General features: G+C 58.9%; 18 protein-coding genes. All 18 read left to right on the top strand.

Features of this window, described 5'->3' with window-relative positions:
• Position 1 precedes the first annotated feature (1 nt).
• The 18 genes from Q4481_RS17440 to proS all read left to right on the top strand — a co-directional run bounded on the left by Q4481_RS17440 (position 2) and on the right by proS (position 19500).
• Complete coding sequence (locus tag Q4481_RS17440) at positions 2-604, top strand: NADH-quinone oxidoreductase subunit C (protein WP_304377685.1); 603 nt, start codon at positions 2-4, stop codon at positions 602-604.
• A gap of 69 nt (positions 605-673) precedes the next feature.
• Entirely contained in the window at positions 674-1864 is a 1191-nt protein-coding gene (locus tag Q4481_RS17435; protein ID WP_304377684.1) for an NADH-quinone oxidoreductase subunit D, read from the top strand.
• On the top strand, positions 1864-2112 hold the full coding sequence (locus Q4481_RS17430; RefSeq protein WP_304377683.1) for a hypothetical protein: 249 nt from the start codon (positions 1864-1866) through the stop codon (positions 2110-2112). Before Q4481_RS17435 ends, Q4481_RS17430 begins: the two co-directional genes overlap by 1 nt.
• Positions 2113-2127: 15 nt before the next feature.
• Positions 2128-3150, top strand: coding sequence for an NADH-quinone oxidoreductase subunit NuoE (gene nuoE, locus Q4481_RS17425; RefSeq protein ID WP_304377682.1), 1023 nt, complete (start codon positions 2128-2130; stop codon positions 3148-3150).
• Positions 3151-3160: 10 nt separating this feature from the next.
• Positions 3161-4465 (top strand): NADH-quinone oxidoreductase subunit NuoF, encoded by a 1305-nt coding sequence (nuoF, locus tag Q4481_RS17420; protein ID WP_304377681.1) that lies wholly within the window; start codon positions 3161-3163, stop codon positions 4463-4465.
• Positions 4466-4469: 4 nt separating this feature from the next.
• On the top strand, positions 4470-4964 hold the full coding sequence (locus Q4481_RS17415) for a helix-hairpin-helix domain-containing protein (RefSeq protein WP_304377680.1): 495 nt from the start codon (positions 4470-4472) through the stop codon (positions 4962-4964).
• 129 nt (positions 4965-5093) lie between these two features.
• Positions 5094-7175: an NADH-quinone oxidoreductase subunit NuoG gene (gene nuoG, locus Q4481_RS17410; protein WP_304377679.1), complete on the top strand. Its 2082-nt coding sequence runs from the start codon at positions 5094-5096 to the stop codon at positions 7173-7175.
• 20 nt (positions 7176-7195) lie between these two features.
• Positions 7196-8239: an NADH-quinone oxidoreductase subunit NuoH gene (gene nuoH, locus Q4481_RS17405; RefSeq protein WP_304377678.1), complete on the top strand. Its 1044-nt coding sequence runs from the start codon at positions 7196-7198 to the stop codon at positions 8237-8239.
• A gap of 36 nt (positions 8240-8275) precedes the next feature.
• Positions 8276-8767 (top strand): NADH-quinone oxidoreductase subunit NuoI, encoded by a 492-nt coding sequence (gene nuoI, locus Q4481_RS17400; RefSeq protein WP_304377677.1) that lies wholly within the window; start codon positions 8276-8278, stop codon positions 8765-8767.
• 138 nt (positions 8768-8905) lie between these two features.
• Positions 8906-9520 (top strand): NADH-quinone oxidoreductase subunit J, encoded by a 615-nt coding sequence (locus Q4481_RS17395; protein ID WP_304377676.1) that lies wholly within the window; start codon positions 8906-8908, stop codon positions 9518-9520.
• 23 nt (positions 9521-9543) lie between these two features.
• Complete coding sequence (gene nuoK / locus Q4481_RS17390; protein ID WP_304377675.1) at positions 9544-9852, top strand: NADH-quinone oxidoreductase subunit NuoK; 309 nt, start codon at positions 9544-9546, stop codon at positions 9850-9852.
• A gap of 7 nt (positions 9853-9859) precedes the next feature.
• Positions 9860-11890 (top strand): NADH-quinone oxidoreductase subunit L, encoded by a 2031-nt coding sequence (gene nuoL / locus Q4481_RS17385; RefSeq protein ID WP_304377674.1) that lies wholly within the window; start codon positions 9860-9862, stop codon positions 11888-11890.
• On the top strand, positions 11890-13401 hold the full coding sequence (locus tag Q4481_RS17380; RefSeq protein ID WP_304377673.1) for an NADH-quinone oxidoreductase subunit M: 1512 nt from the start codon (positions 11890-11892) through the stop codon (positions 13399-13401). The genes nuoL and Q4481_RS17380 overlap by 1 nt, the downstream gene beginning before the upstream one ends.
• 18 nt (positions 13402-13419) lie before the next feature.
• A complete protein-coding gene (nuoN, locus tag Q4481_RS17375) occupies positions 13420-14862 on the top strand; it encodes an NADH-quinone oxidoreductase subunit NuoN (RefSeq protein ID WP_304377672.1) in 1443 nt (480 codons plus the stop codon).
• Entirely contained in the window at positions 14862-15629 is a 768-nt protein-coding gene (locus Q4481_RS17370; protein ID WP_304377671.1) for a biotin--[acetyl-CoA-carboxylase] ligase, read from the top strand. Before nuoN ends, Q4481_RS17370 begins: the two co-directional genes overlap by 1 nt.
• Before the next feature lie 22 nt (positions 15630-15651).
• Complete coding sequence (locus tag Q4481_RS17365; RefSeq protein WP_304377670.1) at positions 15652-17319, top strand: ribonuclease J; 1668 nt, start codon at positions 15652-15654, stop codon at positions 17317-17319.
• Between the two features lie 23 nt (positions 17320-17342).
• On the top strand, positions 17343-17612 hold the full coding sequence (locus Q4481_RS17360; protein WP_304377669.1) for a DUF1467 family protein: 270 nt from the start codon (positions 17343-17345) through the stop codon (positions 17610-17612).
• 565 nt (positions 17613-18177) lie between these two features.
• Positions 18178-19500, top strand: a complete 1323-nt coding sequence (gene proS / locus Q4481_RS17355; RefSeq protein WP_304377668.1) for a proline--tRNA ligase — start codon at positions 18178-18180, stop codon at positions 19498-19500.
• Positions 19501-19515 lie beyond the last annotated feature (15 nt).

The raw sequence follows: 19515 nt of genomic DNA, 5'->3' as shown, positions 1-19515 counted from the left end.
GATGACGATTTCCGCACAAGAGCTTTCCACCTACCTGACCGAAACGCGTGGCGCGCTGTTGCTTTCCAACGAGATTGCCTACGGCGAAGTCACGGTTAGCGTGGCGCCTGAAAACTACATCGCGCTTCTGACCTTCCTGCGCGACGATAAAGGCTGTCAGTTCGTCAATATCACCGACCTTTGCGGCGTTGACTATCCGGCACGCGAGAAGCGTTTCGACGTTGTCACGCACCTCATGTCGCCGAAAAAGAACATCCGTTTGCGCGTGAAGGTTCAGGTCGGCGAGGATGAGGCACTGGAATCGGCAACGGCTGTTTATCCGGGTGCCGACTGGTTCGAACGCGAAGCCTACGATATGTACGGCATCCTGTTCTCCGGCCATCCCGATCTTCGCCGCATCCTGACGGATTACGGTTTCGAAGGCTATCCGCTGCGCAAGGATTTCCCGACCACGGGTTATGTCGAGGTTCGCTACGACGATGCTGTCAAGCGGGTCGTCTATGAGCCGGTCCAGCTGCGCCAGGAATTCCGCAATTTCGACTTCCTGTCGCCGTGGGAAGGCACCGACTACGTGCTGCCCGGTGATGAGAAGAAGAGTCAGTGAGAGGAATTTGCACGCCTCGGAAGAGGAAGCAGGTTATTCTCCCCATGATGCTATCTGGAGCGCATCGCGATGACTGAACATAACGTCCGCAACTTTACCATCAACTTCGGACCGGAGCATCCGTCGGCACACGGCGTGCTGCGTCTGGTTCTCGAGCTCGATGGTGAAATCGTCGAACGCGTCGATCCGCATATCGGACTTCTGCACCGCGGCACGGAAAAGCTGATCGAGAGCAAGACCTATCTGCAGGCCGTTCCCTATTTCGACCGGCTCGACTATGTCGCGCCGATGAATCAGGAACATGCCTATGCCCTGGCGGTTGAAAAGCTCCTCGGTATCGAGATCCCGATTCGCGGCCAGCTGATCCGGGTACTCTATTCGGAAATCGGCCGTATCCTGAACCATCTGCTCAACGTGACGACGCAGGCCATGGACTGCGGCGCGCTAACGCCGCCGCTCTGGGGCTTCGAAGAACGTGAAAAGCTGATGCTGTTCTATGAACGTGCGTCGGGCGCGCGCATGCACGCTGCCTATTTCCGTCCGGGCGGCGTCCATCAGGACATCCCGCAGGAACTCGTCGACGATATCGACAAGTGGTGCGATCAGTTCCCGGCCGCGCTTGCCGACATCGACAAGCTTCTGACCGGCAACCGTATCTTCAAGCAGCGCAACGTCGATATCGGCGTCGTCAGCTTGGAAGATGCCTGGGCCTGGGGCTTCTCGGGTGTGATGGTGCGCGGTTCGGGTGCTGCCTGGGATCTTCGCCGCTCGCAGCCATACGAATGCTATTCGGATCTCGAATTCGAAGTTCCGATCGGCAAGAACGGCGACTGCTACGACCGCTATCTCGTGCGCATGGAAGAAATGCGCCAGTCCTGCAAGATCATGAAGCAGGTCTGCAAGCGGCTGAAGACCGACGCCAAGGGCGGCCCAGTGTCCTCGCTCGATGGCAAGGTGGTTCCGCCGAAGCGCGGGCAGATGAAGCGTTCGATGGAAGCGCTCATCCACCACTTCAAGCTCTATACCGAAGGCTACCATGTGCCGGCCGGGGAAGTGTATGCGGCGGTTGAAGCCCCCAAGGGTGAATTCGGCGTCTATGTCGTCTCCGATGGCACCAACAAGCCTTATCGCTGCAAGATCAGGGCTCCGGGCTTTGCCCATCTGCAGGCCATGGATTTCCTCAACCGCAAGCACATGCTCGCTGACGTGACCGCCATTCTCGGCTCGCTCGACATCGTGTTCGGGGAGGTTGATCGCTGATGTCGATGCGTAAGCTCGCCGTTTTCGCTCTGGTTCTCGTTGCTTCCGCTGCGCAGGCTGCGGATGAACAGGAGAACCTGACCGGCGCCAACGGCAGCACGATGACGCAGCTTCTGTCGGAGGGATATGAGATCAAGACTGCCGTTCCGAACGGCAAGCGGGTGATCGTCTTCCTCCAAAAAGATACCAACGCCGCCGCCTGCGAGCTGGTCAGCCTGACCCGCGCTCGCTGCGGCAAGTTAAATTGATAGGGCGTAAAACGAATGTCCGTACGTCGACTTGCCGATGACAGCGTCCAGCCCGCCTCCTTCGCTTTTTCGGAGGAAAATGCGGCCTGGGCGGAAAAGACCATCAGGAAATATCCGGAAGGGCGTCAGCAGTCCGCCGTAATTCCGCTTCTCATGCGTGCGCAGGAGCAGGATGGCTGGGTGACGAAGGCAGCGATCGAAATGATCGCCGACATGCTCGGCATGGCCTATATCCGCGTTCTGGAAGTGGCGACATTCTACACCCAGTTCCAGCTGGGTCCTGTCGGAACCCGCGCCCACATTCAGGTCTGCGGTACCACGCCCTGCATGCTACGCGGCTCGGAAGATCTGATGGCGGTGTGCAAGTCGAAGATCCATCCGCATCCGCACCACCTCAATGCCGACGGCACGCTGTCGTGGGAAGAGGTCGAATGTCTTGGCGCCTGCGTCAATGCACCGATGGTCGCGATCTTCAAGGATACCTATGAGGATCTGACGCCGCGTCAGCTCGAATATATCATCGAGCGTTTCGAGGCCGGCCGTCCGGAAGATGTCAAGCCGGGTCCGCAGATCGACCGTATCAGTTCGGCGCCGTTCGGTGGCCTGAAGACCCTGACGTCGGAAGATGCGGCACCTGCGACAGCCGTTGCGCCGAAGAAGGCCAAGGCGGAAGCGCCGAAGGCCGAGCCGGCAGCTGTCGAAGCAAAGGCAGAGGAAAAGGCTGACGACAAGAAGGCTGATGCGAAGCCTTCTCTGGATGATCCGAACCGTCCCGCCGGCATCGAGAAGCCGGCAACCCCGGACGATCTCAAGATGATCTCTGGCGTCGGTCCGAAAATCGAGGGAACGCTGCAGAGCCTCGGCATCTATACCTTCGCGCAGATCGCGGCCTGGAAGGCCGAAGAACGCGCCTGGGTCGACAGCTACCTCAATTTCCGCGGTCGTATCGATCGCGACGAATGGGTCAAGCAGGCCGAAGTTCTCGCCCGTGGCGGCGAGGAAGAATATCTCAAGGTCTTCGGCAAGAAGCCGCGTTGAAAGGTGAACCATGCTCAAGGATGAAGATCGCATTTTCACCAATCTTTACGGCCACAAGGACAAGTCCCTGAAAGGTGCGATGTCGCGCGGCCACTGGGATGGCACCAAGGCCATTCTCGAAAAGGGCCGTGACTGGATCATCGATGAAATGAAGGCGTCGGGCCTGCGTGGTCGCGGTGGCGCCGGCTTCCCGACAGGCATGAAATGGTCCTTCATGCCGAAGCAGAGCGACGGCCGTCCGCATTACCTTGTCGTCAATGCCGACGAATCCGAACCCGGTACCTGTAAGGACCGCGATATCATGCGCCACGATCCGCATACGCTGATCGAAGGCTGTCTGATTGCGTCCTTCGCCATGGGTGCCCATGCCGCCTATATCTATGTGCGTGGCGAATATATCCGCGAACGCGAAGCGCTGCAGGCCGCAATCGACGAATGCTACGATGCGGGTCTGCTCGGCAAGAACAACAAGCATGGCTGGGACATGGATATCTATGTCCACCATGGCGCCGGCGCCTATATCTGCGGTGAAGAGACCGCGCTGCTCGAAAGCCTTGAAGGCAAGAAGGGTCAGCCGCGCCTGAAGCCGCCGTTCCCGGCCAACATGGGCCTCTATGGCTGCCCGACGACGGTCAACAATGTCGAATCGATCGCGGTCGCCCCGACCATCCTGCGTCGTGGCGCCGGCTGGTTCTCGGCGATCGGCCGGCCGAACAATGTCGGCACCAAGCTGTTCATGGTTTCGGGGCACGTCAATCGTCCCTGCACCTTCGAAGAGGCGATGGGCCACACGTTCCGCGAAATCATCGACTATCATTGCGGCGGTATCCGCGGCGGCTGGGATAATCTTCTTGCCGTCATTCCGGGCGGTGCGTCCTGCCCGATCGTGCGGGCCGAAGACATGGCCGATGCGATCATGGATTTTGACGGCATGCGTGCGGTGAAATCCTCGTTCGGCACCGGCGGCATGATCGTGATGGACAAGTCGACCGACGTCATCAAGGCGATCTGGCGCATCTCGGCCTTCTTCAAGCATGAGAGCTGCGGCCAGTGCACGCCGTGCCGCGAAGGCACGGGCTGGATGATGCGCGTGCTCGAACGCATGGTCAAAGGCCAGGCGCAGAAGCGCGAAATCGACATGCTGTTTGAAGTATCGAAGCAGGTCGAAGGTCATACGATCTGCGCTCTTGGCGATGCTGCGGCCTGGCCCGTCCAGGGTCTGATCCGCAACTTCCGTGCCGAGATCGAAGCTCGGATCGACCAGTATACGCATAATGCGACCGCCCACGGGGCGGTGCTCGAAGCGGCTGAGTGAGGCAATGGTCGGAGCGGAAAAGCAGGGACCGGATGAGACAGGCGGGACAGATCCCGACGCTCTCCTTCGCCTTGCGGAAGCTTCGGCCAAGATCTTTGCCGGTCAGGCTGCGGCCATGACGATGATGACCGCCTTCGGCTTGTCTCTGACGGGCCAGATGGCGGGATTGTTCCTCGGTTCGCTCGACAAGGGCAATCCGGACCGGGAACCGGAAGAATTAAAGGTTGAACCGGATCTTGAGCCGGTTGCCGACAATGTGGTGCCGCTTCGTTCTTCCAGGAAGCGTGCGGCACCGAAGATGGATGATCTGAAGCGCATTTCGGGGATCGGTCCGAAACTCGAAAAAGCGCTCAAGGAAAACGGCATTCTCCGCATTGCGGATATTGCCGGATGGGATGCCGGGCAGGCAGCCGAATTCGATACGCGTCTCGGGCTGGATGGCCGGATCGAACGCGATGATTGGATTGGCCAGGCACGCCGGCTTCTGGGTGATGCTTGAAATACGGATGTGACCGGAAACGGTGACGGACGATAAATGAACAGTCGGCGAGACGCGAGGGGCCATGCCCAGCGGTTTTGACGAAGACTCTGGCTAGACGCGCTGAAAGCGTGAGGCGGGAAGGCAGAAATGGCGAAGCTGAAGGTAGACGGAATAGAAATCGAGGTTCCGGATCATTTCACGCTGTTGCAGGCGTGCGAGGAGGCGGGTGCCGAAGTTCCGCGCTTCTGTTTCCATGAGCGGCTGTCGGTTGCCGGCAATTGTCGCATGTGTCTGGTTGAGGTGAAGGGCGGCCCGCCGAAGCCTGCGGCATCCTGCGCCATGGGCGTGCGCGATATCCGTGGCGGACCGAACGGCGAACTGCCGGAAGTCTTCACCAACACGCCGATGGTCAAGAAGGCCCGCGAAGGCGTCATGGAGTTCCTGCTGATCAACCATCCGCTAGATTGCCCGATCTGCGACCAGGGCGGCGAATGCGACCTGCAGGACCAGGCTATGACCTTCGGTGTCGACGCCTCGCGCTACAGCGAGAACAAGCGCGCCGTCGAGGACAAGTATATCGGACCGCTCGTCAAGACGGTGATGAACCGCTGCATTCACTGCACGCGCTGCGTTCGTTTCACCACCGAAGTGGCCGGCATTTCCGAACTCGGTCTGATCGGTCGTGGCGAAGATGCCGAAATCACCACCTATCTCGAGCAGGCGATGACTTCGGAACTGCAGGGCAATGTCGTTGACCTTTGCCCGGTTGGCGCACTGACCTCGAAGCCGTTTGCCTTCACCGCACGTCCGTGGGAACTCAACAAGACCGAATCGATCGACGTCATGGATGCGCTCGGTTCTGCGATCCGCATCGATACGCGTGGTCGTGAAGTGATGCGCGTGATGCCGCGCGTCAACGAAGACATCAACGAAGAGTGGATTTCCGACAAGACCCGCTTCATCTGGGATGGCCTGCGCACGCAGCGTCTCGACCGGCCCTACGTCCGCAAGGATGGAAAGCTGGTGCCCGCCTCCTGGGGCGAAGCCTTTGCGGCGATCAAGGCCGGCGTTACCGGAACGGCTGCCGACAAGATCGGTGCGATTGCCGGTGACCTCGCAAGCGTCGAGGACATGTACGCGCTCAAGGAACTGATGAGCGCACTCGGTTCGAAGAATATCGATTGCCGCCAGGATGGTGTCGCTCTCGATCCGTCTCTGGGTCGCGCCAGCTACATCTTCAATCCGACGATTGCAGGGATCGAAGACGCCGATGCGCTGCTGATCGTTGGCGCCAACCCGCGTTACGAGGCGGCTGTTCTCAATGCCCGGATTCGCAAGCGCTGGCGTCGCGGCGGCTTCAAGATCGGCGTCATCGGCGAGCATGCCGAACTGCGTTACGATTACGACTATCTCGGCGCCGGCACCGATACGCTCAGCGATCTTGCCGATGGCAAGCTTTCCTTCGCCGAAGTGCTGAAGTCGGCCTCCAAGCCTATGATCATCGTCGGCCAGGGCGCGCTTGTCGGCGAGAATGGCGCTGCCGTCCTCGCTTCTGTTGCTGCGCTTGCTGAAAGCGTCGGTGCGGTTTCGGCCGACTGGAACGGTTTTGCCGTTCTGCATACGGCTGCGTCCCGCGTCGGCGGTCTGGATATCGGCTTCGTGCCGGGCGAGGGCGGTGCCAATGCGGCAGCCCAGGTTGCCGGCATGGATGTGCTCTTCCTGCTCGGTGCCGATGAAATCGACTTGTCGAACAAGAAGGCCAAGCTGACCGTCTATATCGGCTCGCATGGGGACAATGGCGCGCAGAACGCCGACGTCATCCTGCCGGCTGCTGCCTATACAGAAAAGGCCGGGATCTGGGTCAATACCGAAGGTCGGGTCCAGTATGGCAACCGCGCCAACTTCCCGCCGGGCGATGCCCGCGAGGACTGGGCGATTTTCCGCGCGCTTTCGGATGTGCTCGGCAAGCGTCTCGCCTTTGATTCGCTGTCGCAGTTGCGCGCGAAGCTGGTGGCTGAATACCCCCATCTCGGCGAGGACGATGGTATTGTGGCCGGTTCGGTCGACGATATTGCCGCACTTGCGAAAAAACCCCGGGCATTGGCCAAATCGGCATTTGCTTCGCCCGTGAAAGACTTCTATTTGACGAACCCGATAGCGCGCGCTTCGGCCGTAATGGCAGAGTGCTCGGCATTGGCCCGCAACAATTTCAAGGCTGCGGCCGAGTAAGCGCCAAGGGGTAGGGGATCATGGAACAATTTGTCACCACCTATGTCTGGCCGGGCCTGATCATGGTCGCGCAGTCACTGCTGTTTCTGGTAGCGCTGCTGGTCTTCATCGCCTTCATTCTGCTGGCGGACCGCAAGATCTGGGCCGCCGTGCAGTTGCGTCGCGGTCCGAACGTTGTCGGTCTCTGGGGGCTCTTGCAGTCGTTCGCCGACCTTCTGAAGTTCGTCTTCAAGGAACCGGTGATTCCGTCGGGCGCCAACAAGGCCGTCTTCCTGCTGGCGCCGCTTGTTGCCGTGACGCTGGCCCTTGCCACCTATGCCGTCATTCCGGTGTCGGAAGGTTGGGTGATCGCCAACATCAATGTCGGCATCCTTTATGTCTTCGCGATCTCGTCGCTGGAAGTCTATGGCGTGATCATGGGCGGCTGGGCATCGAACTCGAAGTATCCGTTCCTCGGTGCACTTCGTTCGGCAGCGCAGATGGTGTCCTACGAAGTCTCGATCGGCTTCGTCATCGTCACCGTTCTGCTCTGCGTCGGCTCGCTCAATCTGACCGATATCGTACTTTCGCAAAAGGACGGCCTCGGAACGCGGCTCGGCCTGCCGAATTCTTTCCTGGACTGGCATTGGCTGGCACTCTTCCCGATGTTCATCGTCTTCTTCATCTCGGCGCTGGCGGAAACCAACCGTCCTCCGTTCGACCTGCCGGAAGCGGAATCGGAACTCGTGGCCGGCTTCATGGTCGAATATGGCTCCACGCCCTACATGATGTTCATGCTCGGTGAGTATGCGGCCATCGTTCTGATGTGCTCGCTGACGACCGTGCTGTTCCTCGGTGGATGGCTGCCGCCAGTCGATTTCTGGCTGCTCAACTGGGTGCCCGGCATTGTCTGGTTCATCCTCAAGGTCTGCATGGTGTTCTTCATGTTCGCCCTGGTGAAGGCCTTCGTTCCGCGCTACCGCTACGACCAGCTGATGCGCCTGGGCTGGAAGGTATTCCTGCCGCTGTCGCTGGTCATGCTGGTCATCACGGCCTTCGTCCTCAAGCTGACGGGTTGGGCATAACGATGGCGCACAAGTCTGGAATCAAGGAGTAAAGTGATGGCTGCAATTTCCCAGGCGGTACGTTCGCTGTTCCTCAAGGAATTCGTCGGTGCGATTGCGCTGACCATGCGCTATTTTTTCAAGGCGAAGACCACGATCAACTATCCGTTCGAAAAGGGGCCGACCAGCCCGCGTTTCCGCGGCGAGCATGCGCTTCGCCGCTATCCGAACGGCGAGGAGCGCTGCATTGCCTGCAAGCTCTGCGAGGCGATCTGTCCCGCACAGGCTATCACGATCGAAGCCGGTCCGCGTCGCAACGATGGAACGCGCCGAACGGTTCGCTACGACATCGACATGGTGAAGTGCATCTATTGCGGCTTCTGCCAGGAAGCCTGCCCGGTGGATGCGATCGTCGAAGGCCCGAACTTCGAATTCGCGACCGAAACCCGCGAAGAACTCTATTACGACAAGGAGCGCTTGCTGGATAACGGCGATCGCTGGGAGCGCGAAATCGCGCGCAATATTTCGCTCGACGCACCTTACCGGTGATCGGCACAGTTCGATGAGGCCCTGCAACTGCGGGGCACAATTTGGGGATGCGACCGCAGGGCTTGAGCCCATCGGCCGGTATCGCAAGTGGGGCAGGGCGCAAATGGCGGTCCCTGCCGGGAAGAAAAAGGCGCCAAAATGGGTCTGCAGGCTCTGTTTTTCTATCTGTTTGCCTTCGTCGCGGTGGCGTCGGCTTTCATGGTCATCTGGGCAAAGAACCCGGTTCACTCCGTGTTGTTCCTGATCCTGACCTTCGTCAACGCATCGGGACTGTTCCTGCTGACGGGGGCCGAATTCGTCGCCATGATCCTTCTCGTCGTTTATGTCGGCGCGGTTGCGGTTCTCTTCCTCTTCGTGGTGATGATGCTCGACATCGACTTCACCAAGCTCAGGGCGACTGCGCTTGAATACACGCCGGTCGGTGTTCTCATCGGGCTCATTCTGGCTGCCGAACTCGTCATCGTCATCGGTGGTTCGATGTTCTCTCCGAGCGTTGCCAAGAGCGTATCGATGCCGATCCCGGCACCGGAAACCCGGACCAACACTGCCGCCCTCGGCGACGTTCTCTATACCCACTATGCCTATTTCTTCCAGATAGCAGGCCTTGTGCTCCTGGTGGCGATGATCGGCGCGATCGTGCTGACCCTGAAGCACCGCACCGACGTGAAGCGCCAGAACATTGCCAAGCAGGTGGCTCGCTCGCCGGAAACCGGCATGGCGATCACCAATCCGAAGCCCGGTCAGGGCCTGTGAAGTAGAGGCGAAGGATCAGGACCATGGAAATCACACTCGGCCACTATCTCACCGTCAGCGCCATCCTGTTCATGTTGGGTGCCTTCGGAATTTTCCTCAATCGTAAGAACGTGATCGTCATTCTGATGTCGATCGAGCTGATGTTGCTCGCGGTCAACACCAACATGGTCGCGTTCTCCGCATTTCTCAATGACATTACCGGCCAGGTCTTCGCCCTGTTCATCCTGACCGTCGCGGCTGCCGAAGCGGCGATCGGTCTGGCGATCCTGGTGGTGTTCTACCGTAATCGCGGCACCATTGCCGTCGAAGACGTCAACATGATGAAGGGCTGAGAAGGCTATGCTCATCTACAAACTCATCGTCTTCCTTCCCCTTCTCGGTGCCTTGATCGCGGGCCTTGGTGGTTCGTCGATCGGCGCCAAGGCGTCCGAATATGTCACGACCGGTCTGATGCTGGTGGTGGCGGTTCTGTCCTGGATCGTCTTCTTCGACGTGGCGCTTGGCGACAGTCAGCAGTTTTCCGTTCCGGTTCTGCGCTGGATCCAGTCTGGCGGTATCGATGTCGAATGGGCCCTGCGGATCGATACACTGACAGCGGTGATGTTCGTCGTCGTCAACACCGTCTCGAGCCTCGTGCATCTCTATTCGATCGGCTATATGCACCATGATCCGCATCGGCCGCGTTTCTTCGCTTACCTTTCGCTCTTCACCTTCGCCATGCTGATGCTGGTAACGTCGGACAACCTGGTCCAGATGTTCTTCGGTTGGGAAGGCGTGGGTCTGGCTTCCTACCTGCTGATCGGCTTCTGGTACAAGAAGCCGTCGGCCAGTGCCGCCGCCATGAAGGCGTTCATCGTCAACCGCGTCGGTGACTTCGGCTTTGCGCTGGGCATCTTCGGTGTGTTCGTTCTCTTCGGTTCGGTCAATCTGTCGTCGATCTTCGCTGCGGCTGCCAACTATCTGCCGGCTGTGGCCGAGCATGGTGCGGAAGCGGCGGCAACCGGCGAACATGCTGCCGTTGCTGGCGACGTCGTGTTGAACCTCTTCGGTCTGCATCTCGACAAGGCTGGAGCGATCACCGCTGTCTGCCTGCTGCTCTTCATGGGTGCCATGGGTAAATCGGCGCAGTTCCTCCTCCACACCTGGCTGCCGGACGCGATGGAAGGCCCGACCCCGGTCTCGGCGCTCATCCATGCCGCAACCATGGTGACCGCCGGTGTCTTCCTCGTCGCACGCATGTCGCCGCTGTTCGAACTCAGCCACACCGCGCTGATGGTCGTTACGCTGGTTGGTGCCGTGACTGCATTCTTCGCCGCCTCGGTCGGCCTCGTGCAGAACGACATCAAGCGCGTCATCGCTTATTCGACCTGTTCGCAGCTCGGCTATATGTTCGTGGCGCTCGGCGTCGGTGCTTATGGTGCAGCCGTTTTCCACCTCTTCACGCATGCCTTCTTCAAGGCGCTCCTGTTCCTTTGCGCCGGTTCGGTCATCCACGCCGTTTCGAACGAACAGGACATGCGCTACATGGGCGGCCTGCGCAAGCATATCCCCATCACCTTCTGGATGATGATGATCGGCACGCTCGCCATCACCGGCGTCGGCATTCCCGGCACCTCGCTCGGTTTCGCCGGCTTCTTCTCGAAGGATGCGATCATCGAAGCATCCTGGGCCGCGCATAGCCCGCTCTCCGGCTTTGCCTTCACGCTTCTGGTGATCGCGGCCGTGTTCACGAGCTTCTACTCGTGGCGCCTGATCTTCATGACCTTCTTCAACGAGCCGCGCGCTTCGCATGACGTGATGCATCATGTTCATGAATCGCCGAGCGTCATGCTGATCCCGCTTTACGTGCTTGCCGTAGGTGCCGTTTTCGCCGGCTTCGTGTTCCACGATTACTTCTTCGGCGAAGCCTATGCCGAGTTCTGGAAGGGTGCGCTCTTCACGCTGCCGACCAACGAGATCCTCGATCACTATCACCATGTTCCGCTCCTGGTGAAGTGGAGCTCGTTCATCGCCATGGCGCTTGGTCTCTTCGTGGCCTGGATCATGTATATCCGCGCCAAGTGGATGCCGTCCTACCTCGCGAACCAGCACCACGGCCTCTACAATTTCCTTCTCAACAAGTGGTATTTCGACGAGCTCTATGACGTTCTCTTCGTCCGCTCGGCGAAGTGGCTCGGTCGCTTCCTGTGGAAGCAGGGCGACGGCACCGTCATCGATGGTTACGGACCGAACGGCATTGCTGCCCGTGTGGTCGATGTCACCGGTCGTGTCGTGCGTCTGCAGACGGGCTACCTCTACCACTATGCGTTCGTAATGCTGATCGGCATTGCCGCACTCGTAACCTGGATGATGCTCGGGAGTTCGTTCTGATGTCCGGTTGGCCAATTCTTTCCCTGATCACCTTTTTGCCGCTGGTCGGGGTCGTCCTGCTTCTCCTGATGCGGGGTGACAGCGAGGCCGGGCGCCGCAACGTCCTCGTCATTTCGCTTCTGACGACGATTGCGACCCTCGTTCTGTCGCTGGTGCTCTGGTCGTCGTTCGACAATTCCAATGCCGGCTTCCAGTTCGTCGAAAAGGTTGCCTGGCTGAACACGGGTATTTCCTACCATGTCGGCGTCGATGGTATCTCGATGCTCTTCGTGGTCCTGTCCGCGTTCCTGATGCCGTTCTGCGTCATTGCAAGCTGGGTATCTGTCGAGAAGCGCATCAAGGAATATATGATCGCCTTCCTGCTGCTCGAAACGCTGATGATCGGCGTGTTCGTGGCGCTTGATATCGTTCTCTTCTATGTCTTCTTCGAAGCTGGCCTCATCCCGATGTTCATCATCATCGGTGTCTGGGGTGGCAAGGATCGCGTCTACGCTTCCTACAAGTTCTTTCTCTATACGCTGCTTGGCTCGGTTCTGATGCTGCTGGCGATCATGGCGATGTACTGGGATGCCGGCACGACCGATATCACCCAGCTGCTTGCCCACAAGTTCCCGGCGCACATGCAGACATGGCTATGGCTGGCCTTCTTCTCGTCCTTTGCCGTGAAGATGCCGATGTGGCCGGTTCATACCTGGTTGCCGGATGCGCACGTGCAAGCACCGACGGCTGGCTCCGTCATCCTGGCGGGCATTCTGCTGAAGCTCGGCGGCTACGGCTTCCTGCGCTTCTCGCTGCCGATGTTTCCGCTGGCGTCCGACTATTTCGCGCCGTTCGTCTTCTCGCTCTCCGTGATTGCGATCATCTACACCTCGCTGGTGGCGATGATGCAGGAGGACATCAAGAAGCTGATCGCCTATTCGTCGGTCGCCCATATGGGGTACGTGACCATGGGCATCTTCGCGGCCAACACCCAGGGTGTTCAGGGCGCCATCTTCCAGATGCTCAGCCATGGTATCGTGTCGGGTGCGCTTTTCCTCTGCGTCGGCGTCGTCTATGACCGTATGCACACCCGCGACATCGACGCCTATGGTGGCCTCGTCAACAACATGCCGAAATATGCCGTCGCCTTCATGGTCTTCACCATGGCCAATGTCGGCCTGCCTGGCACGTCTGGTTTCGTCGGCGAGTTCCTGACCCTGCTCGGTGCCTTCCGCGCCAACACCTGGGTCGCGCTCTTTGCCACCACCGGCGTCATCCTTTCGGCGGCCTACGCGCTCTGGCTTTACCGTCGGGTGATCTGGGGTGCGCTCGAGAAGGAAAATCTCAAGAAGCTTCTCGATCTTTCGCCGCGTGAACAGCTGATCCTCTATCCGCTGATCGCCCTGACCGTGTTCTTCGGTGTCTATCCGGCTCCGGTATTCGACGCGACGGCAGCCTCGGTCGATCTGCTCGTGAATAACTATAATGCCGCCCTCCAGGCAGCACATGACGTCGCCCTTGCGGTGCACTGACAACAGGACCTTTGCAAAATGACCGTGGAAACATTCATCGCAAGCCTGAACATCTCGGCACCGGAACTGATCCTGGCGATCGGCGCGCTGGTGCTCTTGATGGTCGGTGTCTTCTCGGGCGAACGGGCGGCTGGCGTCGTCACGACGCTCGCCATTCTGGTGATCATCGCCGCAGGCGTCGCTCTCGGCCTCTACGGCAGCGAGGGTACCGCCTATAACGGCGCCTTCGTGTCGGATGCGTTCGCGCGCTTCATGAAGATGCTGTCGCTGGTTGGTGCCGGCGTGGCTCTCTTCATGTCTGCCACCAATGCCAAGAGCGAAAAGATCGACAAGTTCGAATATCCGGTGCTGGTCCTGCTTGCCACGCTCGGCATGATGCTGATGATCTCGGCACATGATCTGATTTCGCTTTACATGTCGCTCGAACTGCAGTCGCTGGCGCTTTACGTGGTCGCGGCAATGAACCGGGACTCGGCGAAATCAACCGAAGCCGGCCTCAAGTATTTCGTTCTCGGCGCGCTGTCGTCGGGCATGATGCTTTACGGCATGTCGCTGGTCTATGGCTTCACCGGCCATACTGGCTTCAGCGAAATCGCAGCTGCCTTGACTGCCGAAACCCGCTCGCTCGGCTTCGTCTTCGGTCTCGTCTTCGTCTTTGCCGGCATGGCGTTCAAGATCTCGGCGGTTCCCTTCCATATGTGGACGCCGGATGTGTATGAAGGTGCGCCGACTTCGGTCACCGCCTTCTTCGCCGCTGCGCCGAAGGTGGCCGCGATGGCGCTTATGGTCCGCACGGCGACCGGTCCGTTCCAGCCCGTCTTCCATGACTGGCAGCAGATCGTCGTCTTCATCGCCATCGCCTCGATGGTGCTCGGTGCCTTTGCCGCGATCGGCCAGACCAATATCAAGCGACTGATGGCCTATTCGTCGATCGGCCATATGGGCTATGCGCTTGTCGGTCTTTCGGCTGGCAATCAGGAAGGCATCACCGGCGTTGCCATCTATATGGCGATCTACATGGTCATGACGCTCGGCTCCTTCGCGGTCATCCTGTCCATGCGCGACAAGAATGGAGAGCCGCTGGAAAAGATCTCGGATCTTGCCGGTCTTTCGACCACCAATCCGATGATGGCGACGGTTCTCACGATCCTGATGTTCTCGTTGGCCGGTATTCCGCCGCTTGCAGGCTTCTTCGCCAAGTATTTCGTCTTCATGGCAGCCATCAAGGCCGGTCTCTATATTCTCTCGGTTATCGGTGTGGTCGCCTCGGTCGTCGGTGCCTACTACTACCTCCGCGTTGTCAAGATCATGTGGTTCGATGAAGCGACCACGGAGATTGCGCGCGTTCCGGCCAGCCTGCGCCTGGTCTTCGGTCTCTCCGGCCTGTTCGTGGTTGGATACATCCTGTTCGGTAGCGTCATCGGTACGGCTGCCGAAGCGGCGGCGATCGCGCTGTTTTGATGGCCAATCGCCTGACGGATGTCGCATCCATCGAGCGCTACCGACATGTCGCGCTCGATGAGGTGGGATCGACAAACACCTACGCACTTGAAAAGGCTCGGGACGGTGACCCGGGCCTTCTCTGGGTTACGGCGCGGCGCCAGACCAGCGGGCGAGGGCGGCGCAACCGGCCCTGGGTCAGTGAACCGGGCAACCTCTATGCGAGCCTCCTGTTGATCGATGTTGCGGCTGAAATGAGCGCGCTTGCATCCCTGCCGCTCGCAGCAGCCCTTGCCGTCCATGATGCCGTATCAGCCGAGTTCGCCTGGGCGCCGGAGCGCGTACGGATCAAATGGCCGAACGATATTCTGCTCGATGGCAAGAAACTTTGCGGCATTCTTCTGGAGGGCGAAACGCTTGCCGATGGACGCCATGCTGTGGTGATTGGCTGCGGTGTCAATATTGTCCACAAGCCGGATTCGCCGCTCTATCCAACCACCACTCTGGCCGAAGCCGGTGTTTCGATCGATGCCGAGGGGCTTCTCGCCCGGTTCATGGTCGCTTTTGCCGAGGTTCTGGCCCTGTGGGATGGCGGGCGAGGCGTGGCTAAGGTCGTGTCCCGCTGGAGCGAGGCGATTGCCGGCGTCGGCAAACCGATCACAGCCAATTTGCCAGACCGTTCGGTTTCCGGCATATTCGCCGGTGTCGAACGTGATGGACGGCTGCGACTGCGGCTCGAATCCGGAGACGATATGCTCATCGCTTCCGGCGATGTGTTCTTTTCCTGAAGTGACGAAAGTGAGTGTGCGTATGGCCGGAACGGAAGAACTGGTATTTCTACCGTTGGGGGGCGTCGGCGAGATCGGCATGAACCTCGCCCTTTATGGTTTCGGCCCGCCGCAAAAACGCGTCTGGATCATGGTCGATTGCGGCGTGTCCTTCCCGGGGCCGGACCTTCCGGGCGTCGATCTTGTCCTGCCGGACATTTCCTTCGTCGAAGCCGAAAAGAAGAACCTTCTCGGCATCTTCATCACGCACGCGCATGAGGACCATTATGGCGCGCTCAAGGATCTCTGGCCGCGGCTGGAAGCGCCGCTTTATGCGTCGGCCTTCACGGCCGGATTGCTCGAAGCGAAGGGCGATTACGAAAAATCCCGCGATGTCATTCCGGTCAAGGCGCTGCATCCGGGCATGAAGGTCGAGGTCGGCCCGTTCCTGATCGAACCGGTGGAAGTCTCGCATTCCATACCGGAAGCGATGTCGCTGTTGATCCGTACGCCACTCGGCAATGTCGTTCATTCGGGTGACTGGAAGATCGATCCCGAGCCGACGCTCGGTCGCACCGACGAGGTGCGATTCCGTAAGATCGGTGACGAGGGTGTTCTGGCGCTGATCTGCGATTCGACCAATGCCCAGCGGGAAGGGGATTCGCCTTCCGAAATGGATGTCTCGCGCAGCCTGACCGAGATCATCCGCAACGCCGAGGGCCGCGTCGCGATCACCACCTTCTCTTCGAATGTCGGGCGCATCCGTTCGATTGCGCTCGCTGCCGAACAGGCGGGCCGCGAAGTTCTTCTGCTCGGCTCGTCCATGCGCCGGGTCGCAGATGTCGCCGATGATCTCGGCATGATGGAGGGATTGAAGCCGTTCATTCAGGAGGACGAGTTCGGCTATCTGCCGCGCGAGAATGCCGTCGTCATCCTGACCGGCAGCCAGGGAGAGGCGCGGGCGGCGCTCGCCAAGATCGCCCGTGATGAAATGCGCAATATCGGTTTCACCCGCGGCGATACGTTCGTCTTTTCCTCGCGCGCCATTCCCGGCAATGAAAAGGCCATTCTTGATATCAAGAATGCACTGATCGATCAGGGAATGATCGTCATCACCGATGGCGAGGCGCTCGTGCATGTGTCGGGCCATCCGCGTCGTAATGAGCTCAAGCGGATGTATGAATGGGTGCGGCCGCAGATCCTGGTCCCGGTCCATGGCGAGGCGGCCCATCTTCATGCCCATGCCGCCCTCGGCCGCGAGGCGGGCATTGCCGACGTTGCGGAGGTGCGCAACGGTTCTATGCTGCGTCTGGCACCTGGGCCGGCGACGATCGTGGATGCTGCTCCGTTCGGACGCATCTACAAGGATGGCAAGCTGATCGGCGACTATGACGAGCTCGGGATCGGTGATCGCCGCAAGCTCTCATTTGTCGGCCATGTTTCCGTCAATGTTCTGCTCGACAACCGCTATGATTTCATCGCCGACCCGGATGTGGTTGCGTTTGGGTTGCCGGCGTTGGACGAGGATGGCGACGATATGGAGGATGTTCTCTATGATGCTGTTCTTGGCGCTGTTGAAAGCATCCCGCGTGTGAAACGCAAGGATCTCGATATGGTGAAAGAAGCGGTGCGGCGCTCCGTTCGTGCGGCCGCAAATGCAGCCTGGGGCAAGAAGCCGGTCGTGACCGTTTTCGTGACCCGGATTGCCTGATCGGTCCTATTGCGGAGGAAGCCATGCCGATTGTTTCGATCATTGCCGAATATTTCATCTGCTGGTGGGTTACACTGTTCATCGTCTTGCCGATCGGGCTTAGAACCCAGGCTGAAGAGCAGAATGTGGTGAATGGCACGGTCAAAAGTGCGCCGGCACGGTTCCGGGCGCGCCGCGTGTTCCTCATGACGACCTTAGTTGCAGCCGTGATTTACGCGATCTGGTTTGTTGCGACGCGTTACTTTGGTCTGAACGCGTTTACCTTTCCACAAGTGGTACCAAATTTCGATTAAGGATTCGGGCAGGCTCATAGAGCTGTCGCAATAGTCATACTATTCGTCGTAAACGGATTTGCGATCGTCGGAAAACAGCAACTCCAGATTCGCGGGCAAAAAAAAACAAGGCATAAAGCCTTGTTTTTTAATGTTTTCGCGTGACCTTTGACCCTTTCGGGGGCTGCGGATAATCGCGCCTTAGATCTCATCCTCCCAAGACTTAACCGCGAAACTTGGCTTGGATTTGAACTCCCTGCCTTATTTATGGCCGGAAACTAGCCCAAGAATTAAGCGCTGTCATCCATTTTTTTGCAAAAATGAGACACCAGGCGAAAAAAAATCCGTTGACTCTCAATTTTTGATAATCTCGTAACAAAAGTGCCTTTTGGCGGCGCGAGCCTGTGAAAAGAAGAACAGCTAGACACTTAAGACGATCGTCGACTGGCATCCTGATCGCTCTGGCTTTCCCCTGAAATCAATGGTGTTGCGGGTTTCTTTCGTTGCCGGAAGCGATTATGAACACTACGAAACTTGTGAAATTCGCGCGATTCCGCAATGGCGCGCCATTCTTCTGGATACGAACATGCGTCTCTCCCGTTATTTTCTGCCCATCCTCAAGGAAAATCCCAAGGAGGCGGAGATTGTCTCGCATCGCCTGATGCTGCGCGCCGGTATGATCCGTCAGCAGAGCCAAGGCATCTATTCTTGGCTGCCGCTCGGCAAGCGCGTGCTCGACAAGGTCAATGCCATCATTCGGGAAGAGCAGAACCGCTCGGGCGCCGTCGAACTCCTGATGCCGACTCTGCAATCGGCAGAGCTCTGGCAGGAGAGCGGTCGTTATGACGATTACGGCAAGGAAATGCTGCGCATCAAGGATCGCCAGGAGCGGTCGATGCTCTATGGTCCGACCAACGAGGAAATGATCACGGACATTTTCCGGTCCTATGTGAAGTCCTACAAGAACCTGCCGCTCAACCTCTACCATATCCAGCTCAAGTTCCGTGACGAGCTGCGGCCGCGTTTCGGCACCATGCGTTCGCGCGAATTCCTGATGAAGGATGCCTACTCGTTCGACCTGACGAAGGAAGGCGCACTGCACGCCTACAACAAGATGTTTACCGCCTATCTCAGAACCTTCGATCGGCTTGGCCTGCGCGCCATTCCGATGCGGGCCGATACGGGTCCGATCGGCGGCAACCACAGCCATGAATTCATCATTCTGGCCGATACGGGCGAATCCGAAGTGTTCTGCCACAAGGATTTCATCGATTTCGACATTCCGCCGGTCGATACCGATTTCGACAGCGTCGATGGTCTGCAGTCGATCTTCGAAAAGTGGACCTCGCGCTATGCCGCGACCTCGGAAATGCATGACGAAGCAGCTTTCGCGGCCATTCCGGAAGGCGATCGGCTTTCGGCTCGCGGCATCGAAGTTGGCCACATCTTCTATTTCGGAACCAAATATTCCGAACCGATGGGTGCCAGTGTGACCGGTCCGGACGGCAAGGAACATCTGGTTCATATGGGTTCGTACGGGATCGGTCCGACGCGCCTTGTTCCGGCCATCATTGAAGCTTCCCATGACGAGAACGGAATCATCTGGCCGAAATCCGTTGCGCCGTTCGATGTTTCCGTCATCAACATGAAGGTTGGTGATGCTGCCTGCGATGCTGCCTCGCTCGAGATCTACCAGAAGCTCGGCAATGCAGGTCTCGATGCTCTGTACGACGATACCGATGACCGTGCCGGCGCGAAGTTCGCGACTGCCGATCTGATCGGCGTCCCGGTCCAGGTCATCGTTGGGCCGCGTTCGATTGCGAGTGGCGAAGTTGAGCTGAAGGATCGCAAGACCGGTGCACGCGAAACCATGAGCATCGAAGCGGCGATCAACAAGATTACGGCATAACACAGACCGAGGATG

The sequence above is a fragment of the Fluviirhizobium alvei genome (assembly GCF_030551875.1).
Classification (GTDB): Bacteria; Pseudomonadota; Alphaproteobacteria; order Rhizobiales; family Rhizobiaceae; genus Rhizobium_E; species Rhizobium_E alvei.
Note: the sequence above shows the minus strand (reverse complement) of the source record. Positions and strands in the feature narration are given on the sequence as shown.

What these genes read in the sequence shown, in the direction of transcription:
- Q4481_RS17440 (WP_304377685.1), top strand. Translation starts at nt 2, where the DNA reads ATGACGATTTCCGCACAAGAGCTTTCCACCTACCTGACCGAAACGCGT.
- Q4481_RS17435 (WP_304377684.1), top strand. Translation starts at nt 674, where the DNA reads ATGACTGAACATAACGTCCGCAACTTTACCATCAACTTCGGACCGGAG.
- Q4481_RS17430 (WP_304377683.1), top strand. Translation starts at nt 1,864, where the DNA reads ATGTCGATGCGTAAGCTCGCCGTTTTCGCTCTGGTTCTCGTTGCTTCC.
- nuoE (WP_304377682.1), top strand. Translation starts at nt 2,128, where the DNA reads ATGTCCGTACGTCGACTTGCCGATGACAGCGTCCAGCCCGCCTCCTTC.
- nuoF (WP_304377681.1), top strand. Translation starts at nt 3,161, where the DNA reads ATGCTCAAGGATGAAGATCGCATTTTCACCAATCTTTACGGCCACAAG.
- Q4481_RS17415 (WP_304377680.1), top strand. Translation starts at nt 4,470, where the DNA reads ATGGTCGGAGCGGAAAAGCAGGGACCGGATGAGACAGGCGGGACAGAT.
- nuoG (WP_304377679.1), top strand. Translation starts at nt 5,094, where the DNA reads ATGGCGAAGCTGAAGGTAGACGGAATAGAAATCGAGGTTCCGGATCAT.
- nuoH (WP_304377678.1), top strand. Translation starts at nt 7,196, where the DNA reads ATGGAACAATTTGTCACCACCTATGTCTGGCCGGGCCTGATCATGGTC.
- nuoI (WP_304377677.1), top strand. Translation starts at nt 8,276, where the DNA reads ATGGCTGCAATTTCCCAGGCGGTACGTTCGCTGTTCCTCAAGGAATTC.
- Q4481_RS17395 (WP_304377676.1), top strand. Translation starts at nt 8,906, where the DNA reads ATGGGTCTGCAGGCTCTGTTTTTCTATCTGTTTGCCTTCGTCGCGGTG.
- nuoK (WP_304377675.1), top strand. Translation starts at nt 9,544, where the DNA reads ATGGAAATCACACTCGGCCACTATCTCACCGTCAGCGCCATCCTGTTC.
- nuoL (WP_304377674.1), top strand. Translation starts at nt 9,860, where the DNA reads ATGCTCATCTACAAACTCATCGTCTTCCTTCCCCTTCTCGGTGCCTTG.
- Q4481_RS17380 (WP_304377673.1), top strand. Translation starts at nt 11,890, where the DNA reads ATGTCCGGTTGGCCAATTCTTTCCCTGATCACCTTTTTGCCGCTGGTC.
- nuoN (WP_304377672.1), top strand. Translation starts at nt 13,420, where the DNA reads ATGACCGTGGAAACATTCATCGCAAGCCTGAACATCTCGGCACCGGAA.
- Q4481_RS17370 (WP_304377671.1), top strand. Translation starts at nt 14,862, where the DNA reads ATGGCCAATCGCCTGACGGATGTCGCATCCATCGAGCGCTACCGACAT.
- Q4481_RS17365 (WP_304377670.1), top strand. Translation starts at nt 15,652, where the DNA reads ATGGCCGGAACGGAAGAACTGGTATTTCTACCGTTGGGGGGCGTCGGC.
- Q4481_RS17360 (WP_304377669.1), top strand. Translation starts at nt 17,343, where the DNA reads ATGCCGATTGTTTCGATCATTGCCGAATATTTCATCTGCTGGTGGGTT.
- proS (WP_304377668.1), top strand. Translation starts at nt 18,178, where the DNA reads ATGCGTCTCTCCCGTTATTTTCTGCCCATCCTCAAGGAAAATCCCAAG.